Source organism: Simplicispira piscis, from assembly GCF_054783455.1.
This window is the reverse complement of record NZ_BAAGQN010000017.1, coordinates 114,718-132,788: the sequence shown is the minus strand read 5'-3', so window position 1 is coordinate 132,788 and position 18,071 is coordinate 114,718. Positions and strand designations below refer to the sequence as shown.

The following is an 18,071-nucleotide window of genomic DNA, read 5'->3' as shown; positions in this document are numbered from 1 at the left end:
GAGCCGCCCAGGAAGGTCCAGTCAATGGCCGAGCAGTCGCCCGAGCCGCGGAAAATCATGGGAATCGACCGGCTGATGGGGTAGTTTTCGATCATGCCGTAGAAGTCGCGCCCGCATGTGGCCACCTCGGGCGGATACCACTGCAGCCAGCTCTGGCGCGCGGCGGTAAAGGCGCCAAAACCGCTGGACACCACCGCCAGCACGGCAAACGACATCCACCAGCCTTTTTTGCCTCCAAGGCTTGCCAAACCTGCGAAGACAGCTACCAAAATGAGAGCATAGCGCTGTACGATGCACATCGGGCAGGGCTCCAGGCCTACGACATGCTGCAGGTACATGCCAAAAGCCAGCATGGCCACACAGGCCACGCTGATCAGCGCCAGCACCCGGCGGGGCGCGTTATCAAACCAGTTTGCAATCATTCATCGCCTTGTCCAGCGCCCTGGGGCGCTTCATTAGATACCGGAGGCCTGGTCCAGAAAAACCCGCGCACGGCGCGGCGTCACCACCAGCTCATCCCCCTCAGAAAAACCCATCTCCCGATACTGCTGCGCGGGGATGTGCGCTTCAATCAGGGCTTCAGGGCTCGCATTGTCCGCTGCTTTGGTGGCGACCACGGGAATAAGTTCCAGCCGTGCGATGGGCCCCACCACAATGGCGCGGTCCAGCCGCGCAACGATGCCCAGGGGCTGCCCGGTGCCCGGCGTGTAGCGCTGCACATCCAGGTCATGGGGGCGCACATAGGCAGAAGCGGGGGCGTTTTGCGCCGCACTGTGTTCAGGCGCATCCATCTGCATGCCCTGCAGGTGCACCTGTCCTTCATGTGCCCGGCCGTGGAAGAGGTTCACATCGCCCAGAAACCCATACACAAACGGGCTGGCCGGGTGGTCCCACACCTGCTGGGGCGCGCCACTTTGCTCAATACGCCCCTGGTTGATGACCACCACGCGGTCGGCCACTTCCAGCGCCTCTTCCTGGTCGTGGGTGACAAAGATGCTGGTGACGTGCAGCTCGTCGTGCAGGCGGCGCAGCCAGCGGCGCAGTTCCTTGCGCACCTTGGCGTCGAGTGCGCCAAAAGGCTCGTCGAGCAGCAGCACCTTGGGCTCCACCGCCAGGGCGCGGGCCAGCGCAATGCGCTGGCGCTGGCCGCCCGAGAGCTGCGACGGGTGGCGCTCGGCCAGCCAGTCGAGCTGCACCAGCTTGAGCAGGTCCATCACTTTGGTTTTGATCTGGGCTTCGCTCGGGCGCTCGCTGCGGGGCTTGACGCGCAGGCCAAAGGCCACGTTCTCAAACACCGTCATGTGCCGAAACAGGGCGTAGTGCTGGAACACGAAGCCCACGTTGCGCTCGCGCACATGTACGTCGGTGGTGTCTTCGCCGCTGAAATGGATGGTGCCCGCATCGGCCGTCTCCAGCCCGGCGATGATGCGCAGCAGCGTGGTTTTACCGCAGCCGGACGGCCCTAGCAGTGCAATCAGTTCGCCCGACGCAATGTCCAGGCTTACATCGCGCAGGGCGTGAAAATCGCCAAACTGTTTACTGACGTTGCGGATTTCGATACTCATTGTTTTATTCCTTCAGCGCGCGGGCGTTGCAACGGTGGGCGCGGGGCGCTCGGGTGGCGACTCGGCCGCTGCCTTCAATTCCTGTTCGCTTTTCCACTCGGCAATCGACTTGATGACCAGGGTGACCAGCGCCAGCAGCGCCAGCAGCGAGGCGGCGGCGAATGCGGCCACGGATTGGTATTCGTTGTAGAGGATTTCGACATGCAGCGGAATGGTGTTGGTCTGCCCGCGAATGTGGCCCGACACCACCGACACCGCGCCGAACTCGCCCATAGCGCGCGCATTGCACAGGATCACCCCGTACAACAGGCCCCACTTGATGTTGGGCAGCGTCACGAACCAGAAGGTCTGCCAGCCCGTGGCACCGAGCACGATGGCGGCCTGCTCCTCGTCGTTGCCCTGCGCCTGCATCAGCGGGATCAGCTCGCGCGCGATGAACGGGAAGGTCACGAACACGGTGGCCAGCACGATGCCGGGCACGGCAAAGATGATCTTGATGTCGTGCTCTTGCAGCCACGGCCCGATCCAACCGTTGGCACCAAACATCAGCACGTAAACCAGGCCCGCCACCACGGGCGACACCGAGAACGGCAGATCCACCAGCGTGGTCAGGAAGGCCTTGCCCTTGAACTCGTACTTGGCGATGCACCAGGCCGCCGCCACACCGAACACCAGGTTCAGCGGCACGGCGATGAGCGCGGTGATCAGCGTGAGCTTGATGGCCGACCAGGCATCGGGCTCGCGCAGGCCTTCGAGGTAGGCGCCAAAGCCCTTGCGCAGTGCCTCGGCAAACACGGCCGCGAGCGGCAACACCAGAAACAGCAGCATGAAAAGCAGTGCCACCGCGATCAACGTGTAGCGCACCCAGGGTGCCTCGGTGGTGCCGGCGCGTGCGCGGCGAACAGTGCGGGTATTCATATCAGCGTTCCATGGCACGTTGTGCTTGGAGCAGACGCGGCCCAGGCCAATGCACCCGTGGAACGGGCTCTGCCAGGCCACCGGGTGCGTCCCCCTCCCGAAGGAGAGGGGGACGGCGCGAAGCGATTCAGAGGGTGTTTCATGCTTTTCGGCGCTGCCAGGCCTGCAGCGCATTGATGACAAGCAGTAATACAAACGAAATCATCAGCATCACCACCGCAACCGCCGTGGCGCCCGCATAGTCGTATTGCTCGAGCTTGCCGATGATGATGAGGGGCGTGATCTCGGACACCATGGGCATGTTGCCCGCGATGAAAATGACCGACCCGTATTCACCCACCGCCCGCGCGAACGCCATGGCAAAGCCGGTGAGCAAGGCCGGGGTGATCGAGGGCAGGATGACCTTGGTGAAGGTCTGCCAGCGCGTGGCGCCCAGGCAGGTAGCGGCTTCTTCCAGTTCTTTTTCGGCGTCTTCGAGCACGGGCTGCACGGTGCGCACCACAAAGGGCAAGCCAATGAAAATCAGCGCGATGACGATACCAGCAGGCTTGAACGCGAGTTGGATGCCCATGGGCTCCAGGTACTGCCCCACCCAGCCATTGCCCGCCAGCAAAGCGGTCAGCGAGATACCGGCCACCGCCGTGGGCAAGGCAAACGGCAAGTCCACCAGCGCATCCATGATTTTTTTGCCCGGAAACTGGTAGCGCACCAGTACCCAGGCGATCAGCAGCCCGAAAAACAGATTCACCACAGCGGCGATGAACGACGCGCCAAACGTGAGCCGGTACGAGGCCAGCACGCGCGGCGCGCTGATGGCTGTCCAGAACTGGTCCCAGGTGAGCGTGAAGGTTTTGAACACCAACGCCGACAGCGGGATGAGCACGATGATGCTCAGATAAAACAGGGTGTAACCCAGCGTCAGACCGAAACCGGGCAGCACCCGTTTGGCACTCCTGCGAGTGCCTCTCTTGTCATTCATAGGAATTTATTCGTTGCCCACCGCCGACGGAAACTGGCGCACCCCAGGCCAGCGGCCACCATGCAAACGCCGCCCCGCAGCACTGGTGGCGTTCACCCTCCGCGAGCGCAGCGAAGCAAAGAGGGGGAAGGCGCCGCAGGCGACTCAGGGGGGTGCTCACTATTACTTGGCACCCGGCGTGTAGAGCTTGTCGAACTGGCCGCCGTCGTTGAAATGCACTTTCTGCGCTTCGGTCAGGCTGCCGAAATACTTGGCCACGGTGAACTGCTTGAGTGGTTTGAAGGTGCTGGCGTACTTCTTGAGCACGGCTTCCGAGCGCGGGCGAATGGCGTGTTTGGCCGCGATCTCCTGCGCCTCTTCCGAGTACAGGTAGTCCAGGTAGGCCTTGGCCAGCTGCGCCGTGCCCTTTTTGGCGACGGTGCGCTCCACCACAGCCACGGGGTTTTCAGCCACTACGCTGACCGAGGGGTACACCACGTCGACCTTGCCCTTGCCAAACTCGCGCTCGACCGACACCACTTCCGACTCAAACGTGATCAACACATCACCAATGTTGCGCTGCAGGAAGGTGGCCGTGGCATCGCGCCCACCCTTGGCCAGCACCGGCACGTTCTTGTAGAGCTTGCCCACAAATTCGGCCGCCTGCGCCTCGGTGCCGCCCTTTTCGCGCACGGCGCCCCACGCGGCCAGATAGGCATAGCGGCCATTGCCGCCGGTCTTGGGGTTGACCACGATGACCTGCACGCCGGGCTTGGTCAGGTCGTCCCAGTCCTTGATACCCTTGGGGTTGCCGTTGCGCACCAGGAACAACATGGTCGAGGTAGTGGGCGAAGCGTCGTGCGGGAATTTCTGGGCCCAGTCCTTGGCCACCACGCCGTTGTCGGCCAGAAACTGCACATCGGTGGTGGTGTTCATGGTCACCACGTCGGCGGCCAGGCCGTCGTTCACGGCGCGCGCCTGGGCGCTGGAGCCTGCGTGCGACTGGTCCACCTTCACGTCCTGCCCCGTGGTCTTCTTGTAATGCGCTACGAAGGCGGTGTTGTAGTCCTTGTAAAACTCACGCGCCACGTCGTAGGACACGTTGAGCAGTGCATTTTGCGCAGAGGCAAGCGAGCTGGCACCCAGGGCAAGGCTGGCAAAAAGGAGGCGAATTTTCATGGCGGGCAGAGCGCGCAGGGCGCTATAAAAACGGGAATGGCACCATTGTGCGGAGCATGCTTTAAAACTCAAACGAATATTTGTTTCTAAAGTCATTCCAAAAACACATATCAAACGCGACAGTCATTGGGGCTCGTTTTATGATCCTAGAAACGGCAGTTGGATGAGCCCGCCAGTGCCGTGATCTGGGAGCCAGGCAAGACGAGACGACGCGGCGGGCTCCTGCCCGCAAAGAGGAACAACGCCGCATGGCGCCCTGAGCGCAGTGCTGGCGGGTGCATAACGCTCTCACCCATCAGGTGAACACCATCGAAGCCATCAACGATAGCTTTCATGCGGCTTGGCAAAAGAAATAAAGCGGTCAACTGCCTTTTCTAGGATGATGGCGCTCACTTGCTTATGGCCCCCACCGTGACCCCTGCGCTTGCTCCACCCACCATGCCCGGTTGGCGCCCCGCTTTGGCGGCTATGTCGCCCGCCAACTTTGGCATGGTCATGGCGACCGGCATCGTGTCCATTGCCGCCCACATGCTGGGGCTGCGCGCACTTGCCTTGGCGCTGTTTGCGCTCAACCTGGGGCTGTATGCCGTGCTGTGGGTTTTGTACCTGGCGCGCCTGGCCTTGTTTCGCCAACGTTTTCTGGACGACTTGCTGGGCCATTTGCGCGGCCCGGCCTTTTTTACCTCAGTGGCAGCAACCAATGTGCTGGGCAGCCAGTGCCTGCTACTGGTGGGCTGGACGGGCGCTGGCCTAGCGCTCTGGGGCTTGGGCCTGGGGTTATGGCTGCTGCTGACCTACACCATCTTCACTGCGCTGACGATCAAAGAGAACAAGCCAACGCTGGACCGGGGTATCAGCGGCGGCTGGCTGCTGGCTGTTGTCGCCACGCAATCGGTGGCCGTGCTCAGCGCACTGCTGGCCACGCACATTGGGCAGCCCTACCGGCTGGAGCTGAACTTTTTTGCGCTCTCCATGTGGCTGTGGGGCGGCATGCTCTACATCTGGATGATGTCGCTCATCTTCTACCGCTATACCTTCTTCCCCTTCAGCCCGGGGGACCTGGCGCCGCCCTACTGGATCAACATGGGCGCAATGGCCATTTCGACCTTGGCCGGGTCGCTGCTCATCGTCAACACGCCGGACGCGCCTTTTCTGGCATCGCTGCTCCCTTTTCTGAAAGGTTTCACCGTGTTTTACTGGGCCACCGGCACCTGGTGGATCCCCATGCTGCTGGTGCTGGCCGTCTGGCGCTATGGCGTGAAGCGGTTTGGGCTACGGTATGACCCACTGTATTGGGGCGCCGTGTTCCCGCTGGGCATGTATGCCGCCAGCACCCAGGAAATGCGGCTGGCCATGGGTTTTGACTTTCTCGGCGCGCTACCACCGGTTTTCCTGGTGGCGGCCTGTGCCACCTGGGCTGCGGCACTTGTGGGTGCGGCCCGGCAGGCCTGGCGCATTGTGTTGTCGAAAGGCTGAGGGTTTAAAACCGCACCGCCTCGAAGGCGGGGTGCAGCTCGTCGATCCAGTGGTTCAGCTCTTCGTCTGACACATGCAAGTGCTGCAGGCAGGCCTGTCCATGCTGATGCCACTCGCGCGAGGGCTCCAGTCCTTCGTGGTGGTTCACCAGGTATTCGGCCAGCAGGCCCAGCGCCACCAGTTGCCGCACCACCACGCTAAAACGTTCTTCCCGCAGGCAGCTAAAGTCATGGTGCAACCAGATGGCCTGCGCCACATCGCCCGGCAGATGCCAGGTGCGCGCCACAATCGCGCCCACCACGGCGTGGTCGGTGCGGTGGCTGGCGTTTTCGGTCTGGGTAAAGGTGCGGTCCTTGCGGGCCAGGGCCTCGGTCACCGTGCTGGCGTAGCCGCGCACCGCCTTGACCAGCACCGGCATGCCCACATGGCAGAACAGGCCAAAGCTGTAACCCAGGCCCGGGTCAAAGCTGTAGAGCTGGTGGCCCATGTGTTCACAGGCCATGGCCCGGCGTTGCGAGCTTTCCCAGAAATGCTCCAGCAAGGGGGATCGCACCTGCAGCGCATGGCGCGTGATGAAGGCCGAAAGCAGCTCTACCGACGGGCGCAGGCCCAGCACCGTCAGCGCCATGCCCACGGTCTGTACCGGCTGGGTCAGGCCATAGAGCGGGCTGTTGGCCTGGCGGATCAGCGCCGCCGCCATGGCCACATCGGACGAGGCCAGTTGGTCCAGGGCGCCCGCGTCGGGTTCAGGTTGCGCCAGGATGCTCTGCAGGCGCAGCAACGATTCGGGGCACGGCGGTATCACGATGGCACGCACCGATGAGATTCGGCGTGCGTTCTGTATCTCTTGGTCAATCGGATGGGGGGTCACGTCGTCTTCCTGGCTATTCCAGGCGGCGCATCACGCCACCCTGTCCGCTTTGTTGCAATTGCTTGCATTGTGGCGGCAAAACAGATCCCCAAAGAATCGCCCGGCCATTGTGTCCAGCCGTCAACGCGCCTGCTGTAGCACCCGGGTGGCCTGGCTGCTGCGGCCCGGCAGGGTTTCTCCCAAAAAATCCAAAAAATGCCGCACCGCTGGTGATAAACCCCGGCGCGACGGGAAGACCGCATGCACGATGCCCACCGCAGGCGCCCAGTCGGGCAACACCCGCACCAGGCGCCGTGTGTGGATTTCGTCATGGCACATGTAGTCGGGCAACCAGCAAATCCCGGTGCCCGCCAGTGCCGCAAATTTAAGAGTGAGCAGATCGTCGGCCACATAGCGCGGGGTATGCTGCACCACCTGCTGCGCACCCCCCGGACCGGTCAGATGCCAGGTAGCCCGCCCGTCGGGCGCCGACATGGCAATGCTGTCCATGCGCGCCAGGTCGGCCAGGGTGGTCGGTGTGCCCTGGCGGATCAGCAGGTCCGGGCTGGCCACCAGCACCTGGCGCGCCAGATCCAGGCGCTTGATCACCATGCTGCCGCTTTCTTCGAGCGAGGCGCGCACACGCAAGGCCACGTCCACACCCTCTTCCACCAGGTTCACCACCCGGTTGCTGACCTGCAGTTCGACCCGCACCTGCGAATAGCGCGCCAGGAATTGCGGCAGCACCTCGCCCAGCACGGTCTGCGCCAGGGTCACGGGACAGCTCACACGCAGGGTGCCGCGCGGCGCGGCCTGTACCTGTGCCACGGTGTCCTGCGCGGCCAGGGCCGACTCGCGCAGCGCCTGGCAATGGCGCAAATAGGCCTCGCCCACATCGGTTAGCGAGAGCTTGCGCGTGGTGCGCTGCAGCAGGCGCACGCCCAGATGGGCCTCCAGCTCGGACACCCGCCGCGACAGGCGCGACTTCGGAATACCCAAGGCCCGGCCGGCCGCGGCAAAACCGCCCCGCTCCACCACCTCGGCGAAATACAGCATGTCATTGAGATCCTGCATGGCGGGCGCTTTCATTGTTCTACAAACAGGACAATCTATCGCAAATCTGCCAACTTATCAAAAACTGCGCTGATCTCCACAATCTATCCATCGCCACACGCTGTGGTTAACCCCCTTCGGAGATCACCATGCAACTGCTTCACATCGATTCCGCCATCACCGGCGCCCAGTCCGTCTCGCGGCAGCTCACCGCCCAGATCGTGGCCGCCTGGAAGGCCAGCCACCCCGGCACGCAGGTCAGCTACCTCGACCTCGTGGCCAACGCGCCGGCCCACTTCACCATGGACGCCATGGCCCCGCGCACCGGCCAGACCGACAACCTGAGCGAAAGCCAGCAGCGCGAGAACGCTGTCTCCGAGCAGCTGGTGAGCCAGTTCCTGGCGGCCGACGTGGTGGTGATCGGCGCGCCGTTCTACAACTTCAGCATCCCGACCCAGCTCAAGGCCTGGATCGACCGCCTGGCACAGCCCGGCCGCACCTTCCAGTACACCGCCAACGGCCCCGAAGGCCTGGCCAAGGGCAAGACCGTGATCATCGCGTCGAGCCGGGGCGGCGTCTATTCCACCAGCGAAGGCGGCCGCGCCATGGAACACCAGGAGAGCTACCTGCAAACCGTGCTGGGCTTCTTCGGCGTGACCGACGTGCGTTTCGTGCGCGCCGAAGGCGTTGCGATGGGCGAGGCCGCCAAGGCCGCCGCGCTGGAGAGCGCCACGCAGGCCATCTGCGACCAGGCCGCCAACCAGCCGCTGGTGGCGCAGGCTGCCTGAAGCGGCGCGGCATGGCCGCCGCGCCGCGCATCAAAAAACCCGGTCGATACCGGGTTTTTTGATGGCTTATATTTACATAAAATCAAGCGCAAACGCCCTGTGGTATTGCGCAAGCAGCTATTTACTCAATAGCATTCAGGCGTGCTTTTTGACCCAGACCACATACCGGTCCATCCAGTCCTGCAGGAATTTTTTGCTGCCTTCGCCAATGTTGCCATCGGCATCGAACAGACCCTCCTTGGCGTGGATAAAAGCCTCGGGCTGGCCCAGCGTGGGGGCATCGAGGTAGGCCAGGATGTTGCGCAGATGCTGCTGCGCCAACGCCGTGCCGATGGCACCGACCGACGCACCGATGACGCCTGCCGGCTTGCCGGCCCAGGCATTCTGGCCATAGGGACGCGAAGCGTTGTCGATGGCATTTTTCAGCACGCCAGGAATCGAGCGGTTGTATTCAGGCGTGACGAACAGCAGGCCCTGCGCCGCCTTGACTTCCCCCTTGAGCCGCAGCACAGACGGCGCCTGCTGGCCGTCACTGTCCTGGTTGTACAGCGGCAGGTCATCGATACGCAGCTGCGTGAACTGAAAGTCTGCCGGCCCCAAGCGCGCCAGCGCCGTGGCCAACTGGCGGTTGAACGAATCCTTGCGCAGGCTGCCGACGATGACAGCGATCTGGAACTGGCTCATGGATGCTCCTTGGAACGTGGAAAAGGCCGTGAAAGCACGGGCAAAGCCATGATAGACCTCGGCGGCGCACCCTGCACAGCGCGCCCCCTTTGCCACCATAGACTATTCTTTCAATAGCATTCAGCGCTTTACAGATAAGCGCTAGAACCCTAAAAGGTTAAAAAACCGGCAACACCGACCCCTTGAACTCGGTCTGAATGAACTGGCGGATTTCAGGCGACTGGTAGGCCTTGAGCAGTTGCGCCACCCAGGGCTTGCCCTTGTCGGCCTCGCGCACCACGATCAGGTTGGCATAGGGGCTGTTGGCGTCTTCCTGCGCAATGGAGTCGGTCTTGGGGTTCAGGCCGGCCGAGATGGCGAAGTTGGTGTTGATGGCGGCGGCGTCCAGGTCGTCGAGCGAACGCGCCAGCTGGGCCGCGTCGAGTTCGACGAACTTGAGCTTTTTGGGGTTGGACACCACGTCGAGCGGCGTCGCCTTGAGGCCGGCGCCGTCTTTCAGCTTGATCAGGCCCTTGGCTTGCAGCACCAGCAGCACGCGGCCGCCGTTGGTGGGGTCGTTGGGAATGCCAAAGCGCGCGCCGTTGGCGAGCTCGTTCAGGTTTTTGACCTTTTTGGAGTACAGCCCGATGGGGAAATTGACCGTGGTGCCCACGGACACCAGCTTGTAGCCACGGTCTTTGACCTGCGCGTCGAGGTAAGGCTGGTGCTGGTAGGCGTTGGCGTCCAGGTCGCCAGCCACCAGGGCAGCGTTGGGCTGCACGTAGTCGCTGAACTCGATGACCTGGATCTTCAGCCCGTCCTTGGCCGCCACTTTCTTGACCTGCTCGAAGATTTGCGCGTGCGGGCCGGCGGTCACGCCGATCTTGAGGGGCTTGTCTTGCGCCAGGGCGCCGGTGCTGAGGCCGGCGGCCAGGGCCAGAACGAGGGTGGATTGCAGCAGGGAGCGTTTGTTCACGGAAAACCTTTCAGTCAGAGATGGCATGCATCTTAGGGTTGACCCTATAAAACCCAAACGACTGTGTTTTCATTTCCTTAAGCAATACCGGCATAACAAATCAGCTGCGCAGCGCCACGTTGTTGAGCTTATCGAGCCGCTCGGGCCAGCCGCCTTCGCTGGCCGACTGGCGCAGGATGCGCGTCCAGGCCACCCAGGCGTCCCACTGCACGCGCTTGTCCCACGCGTTGCCCCAGGCGCTGAAAGCTTGCAGGGCGCTGTCGGCGGCCTGCAGCGCGTCGGCGGGGCGGCCGGCCGACAGGTAGAGCTGGGCCAGCACCATCTGCGGCTCACCCACCCAGGGATTGAGGCGCACGGCCTGCTCGAGCATGGCGGTGGCCACATCCAGGTCGGCCAGCGGGTGCTCTTGCTGGATCACCGACCAGTACAGCGCCGTGGCGGCGGCCTCGTCGGCGGCGGCGAGCGGCTGGGTGCAGTGCGCAAACACCGGCGGCACGGGCAGCAGGCCTTGCAGGCCCGGGTGCTGCAGCGCCTGGCCCAGGGCGGCGATCTGGCTCAGCATGCGGGCGCTGGGGCGCATCGGGCCGGGCCACAGCGAAGCCGCCCAGTGCACGGCCTGCGGGCGCTGCGGCACGCTCGGAAAGCACGAGAAGATGTCGTCCTGCCAGCTGAACCACTGCTCGATGGTGTCGGCCATGCTGACAACGATGAAGGCCGCCACCTCGTAGGGCGTGAGCACGTGGCGCTGGCCGTTCTTGTCGAGCACCACGCTGCCGTCAGGCTCGATCTGCCCGGCCAGCACGCGCTGCACGAACTGCGCGCGCGACTGGGTGCAGAACAGGTAGACCAGGTGCTCGGCGCTCTCGCCCACCAGGGCTTGCAGGCGGCCGCGCTCGCTGGCCGCATCGAACTTGACCAGGTCGACAAAAGCGTTGCCGTAGACGCTGTGCAGCAGGCCGAGCAGGCGCACGTCCCGGGGTTGCTGCCACTGCGTGAGCGAGCGCGCCACGCCCACCAGGTGGTGGCGGAAGGTGCCGGCCTTGTGCCAGTCCTGGCCGACGTTGCGCGCCAACACGGTGGGCAGCACGGGCGCCAGGTCGGCATCCTTGTGCAGCCACTCTTCGTCGAGCAGCGCCTGGGCGCGGGTGAACAAATGGGGGTCGAGTGCTTGGAATGGCAAGTGCATGGGGTGTCTCCGAAGGGTTCTTGTGCTGGCAGTATCACCGCTGGCGCAGATAAGATCTGCCCCCCTAGCTACACTGGAGCACGCGCCATGACCGCCACCACCACCGCCGCTGAAGAACAGGACTGGAATAGCCGCCAGCTGGCCGAGCCCGTGGCGGCGCCGCGCTTTCGCGTCTGGCGCTATGCCGCACCGACCATCGTGCTGGGCTGCTCGCAGCGCGCCTTATTGGCCAGCATGGCGCCCCGGCAGCCCCAGGGGCTGCTGCAGCGCCCGTCGGGCGGCGGTGCCGTGCTGACGGGGCCATGGCTGGTGGGCGTGTCCGTGGTGCTGCCGCCCGAGCACCCGTGGGTGGGCCAGAGCCTGGTGGACAGCTACCGCCCGCTGGGTTTGCTGCATGCCGCCGTTCTGGCCGACATGGGCGTGTCGGCGCGGGCCTTGCCGGCCAGCGAGGTGGCCGGCGCCAATGCGCGCATGGGCCCGGTGGTGGACTGGGCCTGCTATGGCAGCCTGGCGCCGTGGGAACTGGTGGACGAACAGGGGCGCAAGCTGGTCGGCCTGGCGCAGCGGCGCCAGCGCCATGGCGTCTTGCTGGTGGCGGGCACGCTGGGCACCGCGCCCGACTGGCCGCTGCTGTGCCACGCCGTGGGGCAGCCGCAAGACGTGTCGGCGCTGCGCAGCCGCACCGTCTCGTGCGCGGAACTGGCCGACCGGCCCTTCAGCAACGCAGCGCTGGCCCTGCGCCTGCAGCAGGCCCTGGAGTGCGCATTGCCCGGCGCTGCACAGCAGCCCTGAGCCGGGCCTTCAATTCACATACAAACAGTGCTCTAACGCTTACTGGTCAATCGCTGACAGCTCACCATTCGATAGCAATCAGCGGTGGCTCAAGCGCCGCACGGCCCAGTCACCCAGGCTCTGGATGGCCTGCACGAAGAAGCTCAGCACCACCACCACGGCGAGCATGGCGTCGGGCAAAAAGCACTGGTAGCCTGGGCAATTTCCAGAAAGACGCACAAGCCGGTAGGCAGGTTCCGTTTTTTCTGCCATTCTGGGCGCTTGGGCCGAGCCAAGCGCAGGCAGGCCCCATTCGGTGAAGGAAAAGCCCACCATGCCGCTCCCCCAGCCATCCCGCCCCGAGCCACCACCCACAGCGCCCCAGCCGCCCTGGCAGTGGAACCCCAGCAAGCTGTGGCTGGTGATCCTGGCGCTGACGGCACTGTTCTGGCTGCGCGACCTCTGGGTCACCTCCCACCAGGTGCAGCCCATACCGTACAGCGAGTTTCTGCAGCACCTGAAAGCCGGCCAGTTGCAATCCATCTCGATCAGCAGCCAGTTCATCGAGGGCCAACTCAAGACCCCGCAGGCCGATGGGCGCACGCGCATCGTCACGACGCGCGTTGACCCGGCCCTCGCCCAGGAGTTGTCTGCCTACGACGTGCGCTTTGAAGGCGTGGTGGAGAACAAACTGCTGAGCGAGCTGCTGTCCTGGGTGGTGCCGGGCCTGATGCTGCTGGCCCTGTGGAGCTTCATCGGCCGGCGCCTTGCCGCACAAGGCGGCATGGGCGGTCTGCTGTCCGTCGGTAAGAGCCGCGCCAAGCTGCATTCGGAAACCGACGTGAAGGTCAGCTTCGACGACGTGGCGGGGGTGGACGAGGCCAAGGCGGAGCTGCGCGAATCGGTGGAGTTCCTGAAAAACCCCAAGGACTACGGCCGGCTGGGCGCGCACATGCCCAAGGGCATTTTGCTGGTGGGCCCGCCGGGCACGGGCAAGACGCTGCTGGCACGCGCCATGGCCGGCGAGGCCGGCGTACCCTTCTTCAGCATCACGGGCTCCGAGTTCGTCGAGATGTTCGTGGGGGTCGGTGCGGCGCGCGTGCGCGACATGTTCGAGCAGGCCCGCGCCTCGGCGCCTTGCATCATCTTCATTGACGAGCTGGACGCCCTGGGCCGGGCGCGCGGCGTGGGCCCGATCTCGGGGGGCCACGACGAGAAGGAACAGACGCTGAACCAGCTGCTGGCCGAAATGGACGGCTTCGACACCAGTGCGGGCGTGGTGATTCTGGCGGCGACCAACCGCCCCGAGGTGCTCGACCCGGCCCTGCTGCGGGCCGGCCGCTTCGACCGCCAGGTGCTGGTCGACCGGCCCGACCGCAAAGGCCGTGTCGATGTGCTGCGCGTGCACCTCAAGAAAGTGCACCTCGGCGGCGATGTCGACCCCGACGCGGTGGCCGCGCTGACGCCGGGCTTTGCCGGCGCCGACCTGGCCAACCTGGTCAACGAAGCGGCCTTGCTGGCCACGCGGCGCGGCGCCAACGCCGTGGCCATGGCCGACTTCACCGCCGCCGTGGAGCGCATCGTCGCCGGCCTGGAGCGCCACCAGCGCGTGCTCGGCGACAAGGAGCGGCGCACCGTGGCCGTGCACGAAATGGGCCATGCGCTGGTGGCCATGGCGCTGCCGGGCACCGACCCGGTGCACAAAATCTCCATCATCCCGCGCGGCATCGGCGCGCTGGGCTACACCTTGCAGCGCCCCAGCGAGGACCGCTACCTGGCCAGCGCGAGCGAGCTGCGCAACCGCCTGGCGGTGCTCATGGGCGGGCGCGCGGCCGAAGCCCTGGTGATAGGCGAAGTGTCCACGGGCGCGGCCGACGACCTGGTCAAGGCCACCGACATCGCGCACGACATGGTCGCGCGCTACGGCATGTCGCCCGAAGTCGGCCAGGTGGTCTACGAGCGCCAGCAGCCGCGCTTTCTCGACCTGCCCGAAGGCATGGCGCTGGAGCGCGGCCTGTCGGACGACACATCGCGGCGCATCGACATGGCCGTGCGCGCCCTGGTGGACGAGGCCTTTGCCCGCGCCAGCGCGGTGCTGACCGAGCGGCGCACGCTATTACAAGAAGGCGCCAACAAACTGCTGGCGCAGGAAACGCTCACCGAAGCCGACCTGCTGCCCCTGGCCGAAACCGCACGGAGCGGGCCTGCGGCGTGATGCCGTGCCGGCGTGATTGACTTCTGCCGCCGTGTTGCCGACACTGGCCTGATCGCCGCCCTGGAGCGGCCGCCATTCGGAGGTTGCCATGCACCCATCTGCGGAAGTCCGAAGTTGTCTTTACGACCAGGCCGAACTGGATGCGGTGCTGCAAGCCATGGCGAGCCAGGTCGCAGCCCAGCTGCAACCGCAGCAACGCCTGGCCGTGATCGGCATTCTGCGGCGCGGCGCGCCGCTGGCCCAGCGCCTGACCGATCTGCTGGTGCAGCGCCACGGCATGGCCCCGCCGCTGCGGCTGGACCTTTCCGTCAAGCGCTATGCCGACGACCTCACCCTGCTCTACCCCGAGACCCGGCTCGATGAACCGGCCGGCCATGCCGAGCTGGACCTCTCCGAGCACAGCCTGCTCGTGGTGGACGATGTGCTGTACACCGGCCATTCGCTGTTGCGCGTGCTGCAGTACCTGGCGCGCAAGCAGCCGCAGCAGATCCGGGTCGCAGTCCTGGTGGACCGCTGCGTCGCACGCCTGCCGGTGCATGCCGATGTGGTGGGGGTGTGGCTGCAAGTCGCTCCCGGCAGCATCATCGATTGCCATGTACCGCCGTATGAAACGGATTTCCAGATCGATCTGGTGCAACCCGGGCGTGCGCCATGAATCCCCCGGACTGCCCCCATCTGTTCCGCGACCGTGCCGACGCCGCCCACCGGCTGGCAGAGCGGCTGCAGGCCTATCGCGGCACAAAGCCGCTGGTGCTGGCCATACCGCGCGGTGCGGTGCCCATGGCCAAATCCCTGGCGGCGGCGCTGCAGGGTGACTTCGATGTGGTGCTGGTGCGCAAGCTGCGCGCCCCCTACGAGCCCGAATTGGCCATCGGCTCGGTCGACGAGAGCGGCTGGGTCTATGTATCGCCCTACGCCGCTTCGGCCGGTGCCGACCAGGACTACATCGCCGCCGAAAAGCACCGGCAAATGGAGGTCATCCGCCAGCGGCGGGTGCAGTACACGCCGATTCGCCCGCCCCTGGACCCCGCGGGCCGCACCGTCATCGTGGTGGACGACGGGCTCGCCACCGGCGCCACCATGGTCGCCGCCTTGCACGGCTTGCGCCAGCGCCATCCCGCCAAGCTGGTCTGCGCCGTGCCGGTGTCGTCGCCGGAAGCGCTCACCATGGTCCGCCCCCTGGCCGACGAGGTGCTGTGCCTGCAGGCACCCGCCGACTTCCAGGCCGTGGGCCAGTTCTACCGGGACTTTGCCCAGGTCGAGGACGACGAGGTGATCGCCCTGCTCCGCCCCTGAAGGCCCGCCCCGCTCAAGCAGCCGCTGCAGGCGGCAGATATTGCGCGAACCAGTCGGCGGCCTGCCGCGCCACTTCCTCCAGGGTGCCCGGCTCCTCGAACAAATGGGTGGCGCCCGGTACCACGCTCAGGCGGTGCGGGCAGCGCATATGCGCCGCCGCCTGCCGGTTGAGCTCCAGCACCTCTTCGTCGCGGCTGCCCACCAGCAACAGGGTCGGGCAGCCCACACGCGCCAGCGCCTCGGGTCCCGCCAGGTCGGGTCGCCCGCCGCGCGACACCACGGCCCGGATGGCCTGACCCTCTGCGGCGGCGGCCATCAGGGCGGCGGCCGCCCCGGTGCTGGCGCCGAAGTAGCCCAGGGGCAGCGACTGGGTGAGCGGCTGCCGGCCCAGCCAGCACGTCGCCGCGCGCAGCCGCTGCATCAACAGGGGGATATCGAAGCGGGTGCGGTAGTCCTGGTCCTCCTCGGGCGTGAGCAGATCGAGCAGCAAGCTGCCCACGCCACGCGCGTGCAGCACCCCGGCCACGTAGTTGTTGCGCGGGCTGTGCCGGCTGCTGCCGCTGCCATGGGCGAACAACACCAGCCCGATGGGCGCGGTGGGCAGCGCCAGCAGGCCCTCGATATAGACCTGGTCCACGGGAATGCGCACCAGTTGTTCCAGCGGTTTCAACGGCGATGCCATCGATGCCTCCTGTGAGAATTTCGCGGGCTCAGGCCATGCGCAGCACCGCCGCACCCTGCAGCGCGCCCTGGCGCAACTGCTCCAGCGCTTCGTTGGCCTGCTCCAGCGCAAACACCGTGACCTCGGTGCGCAGCGGCGCCTGCCGGACCGCCTCGAAAAACGCGAGCCCGTCGGCGCGCGTCAGATTGGCCACGGAGCGGATGCTGCGCTCGCCCCACAGCCAGGCGTAGGGGAAGCCGGGGATGTCGCTCATGTGGATGCCCGCGCAGACCACGCAGCCGCCTTTGTCGAGGTGCCGCAGGGCGATGGGCACCAGCGGGCCTGCGGGGGCGAAGATCAGGGCGGCGTCCAGCGGCTGCGGCGGGGCTTCGTCGGTTCCCCCGGCCCAGTTCGCGCTCAGGCTGCGCGCGAATGCCTGGCTGGCGCCATCGCCCGGACGGGTGAAGGCAAAGACTTCGCGGCCCTGGGCGCGCGCCAGCTGGGTGATGAGGTGTGCAGCCGCGCCAAAGCCGTAGACACCGAGCCGGCGCGGATCGCCGGCCAGGCGCAGCGCCCGGTAGCCGATGAGGCCAGCGCACAGCAGCGGCGCCAGATGCTCGGCCGCCGGCGCCTCGGGCAGGGCCAGGCAATAGCGCGCATCGGCCAGCGTGTACTCGGCATAACCGCCGTTCAACTGGTAGCCCGTGAACCGGGCCCGCTCGCACAGGTTCTCGCGGCCGCTGGTGCAAAAGCGGCATTGGCCGCAAGTCCAACCCAGCCAGGGCACGCCCACGCGCTGGCCCAGGCGCCAGCCCTGCACACCGGGCCCCAGGCCTGCGACCCGGGCCACGATCTCGTGGCCCGGCACCACGGGCAACACCGGGTCGGGCAGCTCGCCATCGCGCAGATGCAGATCGGTGCGGCAGACGCCGCAGGCCTCGACGGCCAGCAGCAACTGGCCCGCCTGCGGCACGGGCATGGGCAACTCGGTCAGCCGCAGGGGCTGGCCCGTTTGCTCCAGCACCATGGCGCGCATGGTCACAGGCCCGGTCATGGTGGTCACCCGCGGCGTTTCAAAGCTGGAAGTCGCTGTGCAGGCGCTGCGCAAGTTCTTGCAGACCCAGGCTGGTCAGGTCCAGCGCATGGCTGTCCGCCACCCGTTGGCGGGACCCACTGTCCAGGTGCGCCAGCAACTCGCCCAGAAAGGGGTTGGAGGCGAACACCACGATGCTTCCGACACGCTGCTCGGCGACCGCCGCGCCGACGGCATCGGCAATCTGCTGCGCAAAGATGCGGCGTTCATGCTCCTGGGGACTGCTGCGCGGCGCCAGGCCCGAGCGGCCGGCGTTCGCATGCCCGGCCGGCTCATGGCCGGCACTGGCGCCGTGCAAGCGGCTTTGCGGATGCAGCAAGCACTCCACTTCCGTCCAGCGCCCTGGTTTGGTGGAGTCCTGCTCCAGCACACGGGCTTTCGAACCATTGGCCACTACCGCCCAGACTGGTTTTTCCATGGTGC

General features: G+C 65.7%; 19 protein-coding genes and 1 pseudogene. 6 read left to right on the top strand and 14 right to left on the bottom strand.

Going from position 1 to position 18,071, the window contains the following annotated elements; translation table 11 throughout:
• The 5 genes from ACYVOC_RS13300 to ACYVOC_RS13280 all read right to left on the bottom strand — a co-directional run.
• Positions 1 to 422, bottom strand: a 422-nt coding sequence (locus ACYVOC_RS13300; RefSeq protein WP_461162127.1) for a disulfide bond formation protein B, incomplete at its 3' end; no start/stop codon positions are given.
• Positions 423 to 455: 33 nt separating this feature from the next.
• Positions 456 to 1,565 carry a sulfate/molybdate ABC transporter ATP-binding protein gene (locus ACYVOC_RS13295; RefSeq protein ID WP_116004045.1) on the bottom strand — a complete coding sequence of 370 codons (1,110 nt, stop codon included), beginning with the start codon at positions 1,563 to 1,565 and terminating at the stop codon, positions 456 to 458.
• Positions 1,566 to 1,577: 12 nt separating this feature from the next.
• Positions 1,578 to 2,483, bottom strand: coding sequence for a sulfate ABC transporter permease subunit CysW (cysW, locus tag ACYVOC_RS13290; RefSeq protein ID WP_461162126.1), 906 nt, complete (start codon positions 2,481 to 2,483; stop codon positions 1,578 to 1,580).
• A 139-nt stretch (positions 2,484 to 2,622) separates the two neighbouring features.
• Positions 2,623 to 3,462, bottom strand: a complete 840-nt coding sequence (cysT, locus tag ACYVOC_RS13285; protein ID WP_116004047.1) for a sulfate ABC transporter permease subunit CysT — start codon at positions 3,460 to 3,462, stop codon at positions 2,623 to 2,625.
• Between the two features lie 162 nt (positions 3,463 to 3,624).
• A complete protein-coding gene (locus tag ACYVOC_RS13280) occupies positions 3,625 to 4,620 on the bottom strand; it encodes a sulfate ABC transporter substrate-binding protein (RefSeq protein ID WP_461162125.1) in 996 nt (331 codons plus the stop codon).
• A gap of 438 nt (positions 4,621 to 5,058) precedes the next feature.
• Between ACYVOC_RS13280 and ACYVOC_RS13275 the strand changes: the two genes are divergently transcribed.
• Positions 5,059 to 6,096, top strand: a complete 1,038-nt coding sequence (locus tag ACYVOC_RS13275) for a tellurite resistance/C4-dicarboxylate transporter family protein (protein ID WP_461162124.1) — start codon at positions 5,059 to 5,061, stop codon at positions 6,094 to 6,096.
• A 4-nt stretch (positions 6,097 to 6,100) separates the two neighbouring features.
• Here the strand turns inward: ACYVOC_RS13275 and ACYVOC_RS13270 are convergent, their stop codons facing one another.
• Both ACYVOC_RS13270 and ACYVOC_RS13265 read right to left on the bottom strand, forming a co-directional pair.
• Positions 6,101 to 6,967 (bottom strand): HDOD domain-containing protein, encoded by an 867-nt coding sequence (locus tag ACYVOC_RS13270; RefSeq protein WP_116004049.1) that lies wholly within the window; start codon positions 6,965 to 6,967, stop codon positions 6,101 to 6,103.
• Between the two features lie 120 nt (positions 6,968 to 7,087).
• The gene (locus tag ACYVOC_RS13265; RefSeq protein WP_461162159.1) at positions 7,088 to 8,020 is read right to left on the bottom strand and encodes a LysR family transcriptional regulator; all 933 of its coding nucleotides are present in this window, start codon (positions 8,018 to 8,020) and stop codon (positions 7,088 to 7,090) included.
• 128 nt (positions 8,021 to 8,148) lie between these two features.
• Here ACYVOC_RS13265 and ACYVOC_RS13260 point away from each other — a divergent pair, with 128 nt between their 5' ends.
• Positions 8,149 to 8,787 (top strand): FMN-dependent NADH-azoreductase, encoded by a 639-nt coding sequence (locus tag ACYVOC_RS13260; protein WP_461162123.1) that lies wholly within the window; start codon positions 8,149 to 8,151, stop codon positions 8,785 to 8,787.
• Positions 8,788 to 8,922: 135 nt separating this feature from the next.
• Here the strand turns inward: ACYVOC_RS13260 and ACYVOC_RS13255 are convergent, their stop codons facing one another.
• From ACYVOC_RS13255 to ACYVOC_RS13245, 3 genes are all read right to left on the bottom strand, one after another.
• Positions 8,923 to 9,471 carry an NADPH-dependent FMN reductase gene (locus ACYVOC_RS13255; protein WP_461162122.1) on the bottom strand — a complete coding sequence of 183 codons (549 nt, stop codon included), beginning with the start codon at positions 9,469 to 9,471 and terminating at the stop codon, positions 8,923 to 8,925.
• Between the two features lie 157 nt (positions 9,472 to 9,628).
• Positions 9,629 to 10,453: a MetQ/NlpA family ABC transporter substrate-binding protein gene (locus ACYVOC_RS13250; RefSeq protein ID WP_461162121.1), complete on the bottom strand. Its 825-nt coding sequence runs from the start codon at positions 10,451 to 10,453 to the stop codon at positions 9,629 to 9,631.
• Positions 10,454 to 10,526: 73 nt separating this feature from the next.
• Positions 10,527 to 11,612, bottom strand: coding sequence for a DUF6817 domain-containing protein (locus ACYVOC_RS13245; RefSeq protein ID WP_461162120.1), 1,086 nt, complete (start codon positions 11,610 to 11,612; stop codon positions 10,527 to 10,529).
• 87 nt (positions 11,613 to 11,699) lie between these two features.
• On the opposite strand from ACYVOC_RS13245, the gene ACYVOC_RS13240 reads away from it, so the two are divergent.
• The gene (locus ACYVOC_RS13240) at positions 11,700 to 12,404 is read left to right on the top strand and encodes a lipoate--protein ligase family protein (protein WP_461162119.1); all 705 of its coding nucleotides are present in this window, start codon (positions 11,700 to 11,702) and stop codon (positions 12,402 to 12,404) included.
• 78 nt (positions 12,405 to 12,482) lie between these two features.
• Here the strand turns inward: ACYVOC_RS13240 and ACYVOC_RS13235 are convergent.
• Positions 12,483 to 12,599, bottom strand: a pseudogene (locus ACYVOC_RS13235) (DL-methionine transporter permease subunit); the annotation flags it as partial.
• A 118-nt stretch (positions 12,600 to 12,717) separates the two neighbouring features.
• Here ACYVOC_RS13235 and ftsH point away from each other — a divergent pair.
• From ftsH to ACYVOC_RS13220, 3 genes are all read left to right on the top strand, one after another.
• Positions 12,718 to 14,598 carry an ATP-dependent zinc metalloprotease FtsH gene (gene ftsH / locus ACYVOC_RS13230; RefSeq protein ID WP_461162118.1) on the top strand — a complete coding sequence of 627 codons (1,881 nt, stop codon included), beginning with the start codon at positions 12,718 to 12,720 and terminating at the stop codon, positions 14,596 to 14,598.
• Positions 14,599 to 14,686: 88 nt separating this feature from the next.
• Positions 14,687 to 15,253 carry a bifunctional pyr operon transcriptional regulator/uracil phosphoribosyltransferase PyrR gene (locus ACYVOC_RS13225; protein ID WP_461162117.1) on the top strand — a complete coding sequence of 189 codons (567 nt, stop codon included), beginning with the start codon at positions 14,687 to 14,689 and terminating at the stop codon, positions 15,251 to 15,253.
• Positions 15,250 to 15,894, top strand: coding sequence for a phosphoribosyltransferase (locus ACYVOC_RS13220; RefSeq protein ID WP_461162116.1), 645 nt, complete (start codon positions 15,250 to 15,252; stop codon positions 15,892 to 15,894). The genes ACYVOC_RS13225 and ACYVOC_RS13220 overlap by 4 nt, the downstream gene beginning before the upstream one ends.
• 13 nt (positions 15,895 to 15,907) lie before the next feature.
• On the opposite strand, the gene ACYVOC_RS13215 is transcribed toward ACYVOC_RS13220, so the two are convergent.
• From ACYVOC_RS13215 to ACYVOC_RS13205, 3 genes are all read right to left on the bottom strand, one after another.
• On the bottom strand, positions 15,908 to 16,576 hold the full coding sequence (locus ACYVOC_RS13215) for a dienelactone hydrolase family protein (RefSeq protein WP_461162115.1): 669 nt from the start codon (positions 16,574 to 16,576) through the stop codon (positions 15,908 to 15,910).
• Positions 16,577 to 16,604: 28 nt separating this feature from the next.
• Complete coding sequence (locus tag ACYVOC_RS13210; RefSeq protein WP_461162158.1) at positions 16,605 to 17,591, bottom strand: zinc-dependent alcohol dehydrogenase family protein; 987 nt, start codon at positions 17,589 to 17,591, stop codon at positions 16,605 to 16,607.
• A 37-nt stretch (positions 17,592 to 17,628) separates the two neighbouring features.
• The coding region (locus ACYVOC_RS13205; RefSeq protein ID WP_461162114.1) for a host attachment protein at positions 17,629 to 18,071 on the bottom strand (443 nt) is incomplete at its 5' end.

Bases quoted from the DNA above. Each gene is read 5' to 3' on its own strand.
- ACYVOC_RS13255 (WP_461162122.1), bottom strand. From the start codon at position 9,471: ATGAGCCAGTTCCAGATCGCTGTCATCGTCGGCAGCCTGCGCAAGGAT.
- ACYVOC_RS13250 (WP_461162121.1), bottom strand. From the start codon at position 10,453: ATGCCATCTCTGACTGAAAGGTTTTCCGTGAACAAACGCTCCCTGCTG.
- cysT (WP_116004047.1), bottom strand. From the start codon at position 3,462: ATGAATGACAAGAGAGGCACTCGCAGGAGTGCCAAACGGGTGCTGCCC.
- ACYVOC_RS13260 (WP_461162123.1), top strand. From the start codon at position 8,149: ATGCAACTGCTTCACATCGATTCCGCCATCACCGGCGCCCAGTCCGTC.
- ACYVOC_RS13215 (WP_461162115.1), bottom strand. From the start codon at position 16,576: ATGGCATCGCCGTTGAAACCGCTGGAACAACTGGTGCGCATTCCCGTG.
- ACYVOC_RS13225 (WP_461162117.1), top strand. From the start codon at position 14,687: ATGCACCCATCTGCGGAAGTCCGAAGTTGTCTTTACGACCAGGCCGAA.
- ftsH (WP_461162118.1), top strand. From the start codon at position 12,718: ATGCCGCTCCCCCAGCCATCCCGCCCCGAGCCACCACCCACAGCGCCC.
- ACYVOC_RS13265 (WP_461162159.1), bottom strand. From the start codon at position 8,020: ATGCAGGATCTCAATGACATGCTGTATTTCGCCGAGGTGGTGGAGCGG.
- ACYVOC_RS13245 (WP_461162120.1), bottom strand. From the start codon at position 11,612: ATGCACTTGCCATTCCAAGCACTCGACCCCCATTTGTTCACCCGCGCC.
- ACYVOC_RS13220 (WP_461162116.1), top strand. From the start codon at position 15,250: ATGAATCCCCCGGACTGCCCCCATCTGTTCCGCGACCGTGCCGACGCC.
- ACYVOC_RS13275 (WP_461162124.1), top strand. From the start codon at position 5,059: ATGCCCGGTTGGCGCCCCGCTTTGGCGGCTATGTCGCCCGCCAACTTT.
- ACYVOC_RS13295 (WP_116004045.1), bottom strand. From the start codon at position 1,565: ATGAGTATCGAAATCCGCAACGTCAGTAAACAGTTTGGCGATTTTCAC.
- cysW (WP_461162126.1), bottom strand. From the start codon at position 2,483: ATGAATACCCGCACTGTTCGCCGCGCACGCGCCGGCACCACCGAGGCA.
- ACYVOC_RS13240 (WP_461162119.1), top strand. From the start codon at position 11,700: ATGACCGCCACCACCACCGCCGCTGAAGAACAGGACTGGAATAGCCGC.
- ACYVOC_RS13280 (WP_461162125.1), bottom strand. From the start codon at position 4,620: ATGAAAATTCGCCTCCTTTTTGCCAGCCTTGCCCTGGGTGCCAGCTCG.
- ACYVOC_RS13210 (WP_461162158.1), bottom strand. From the start codon at position 17,591: ATGCGCGCCATGGTGCTGGAGCAAACGGGCCAGCCCCTGCGGCTGACC.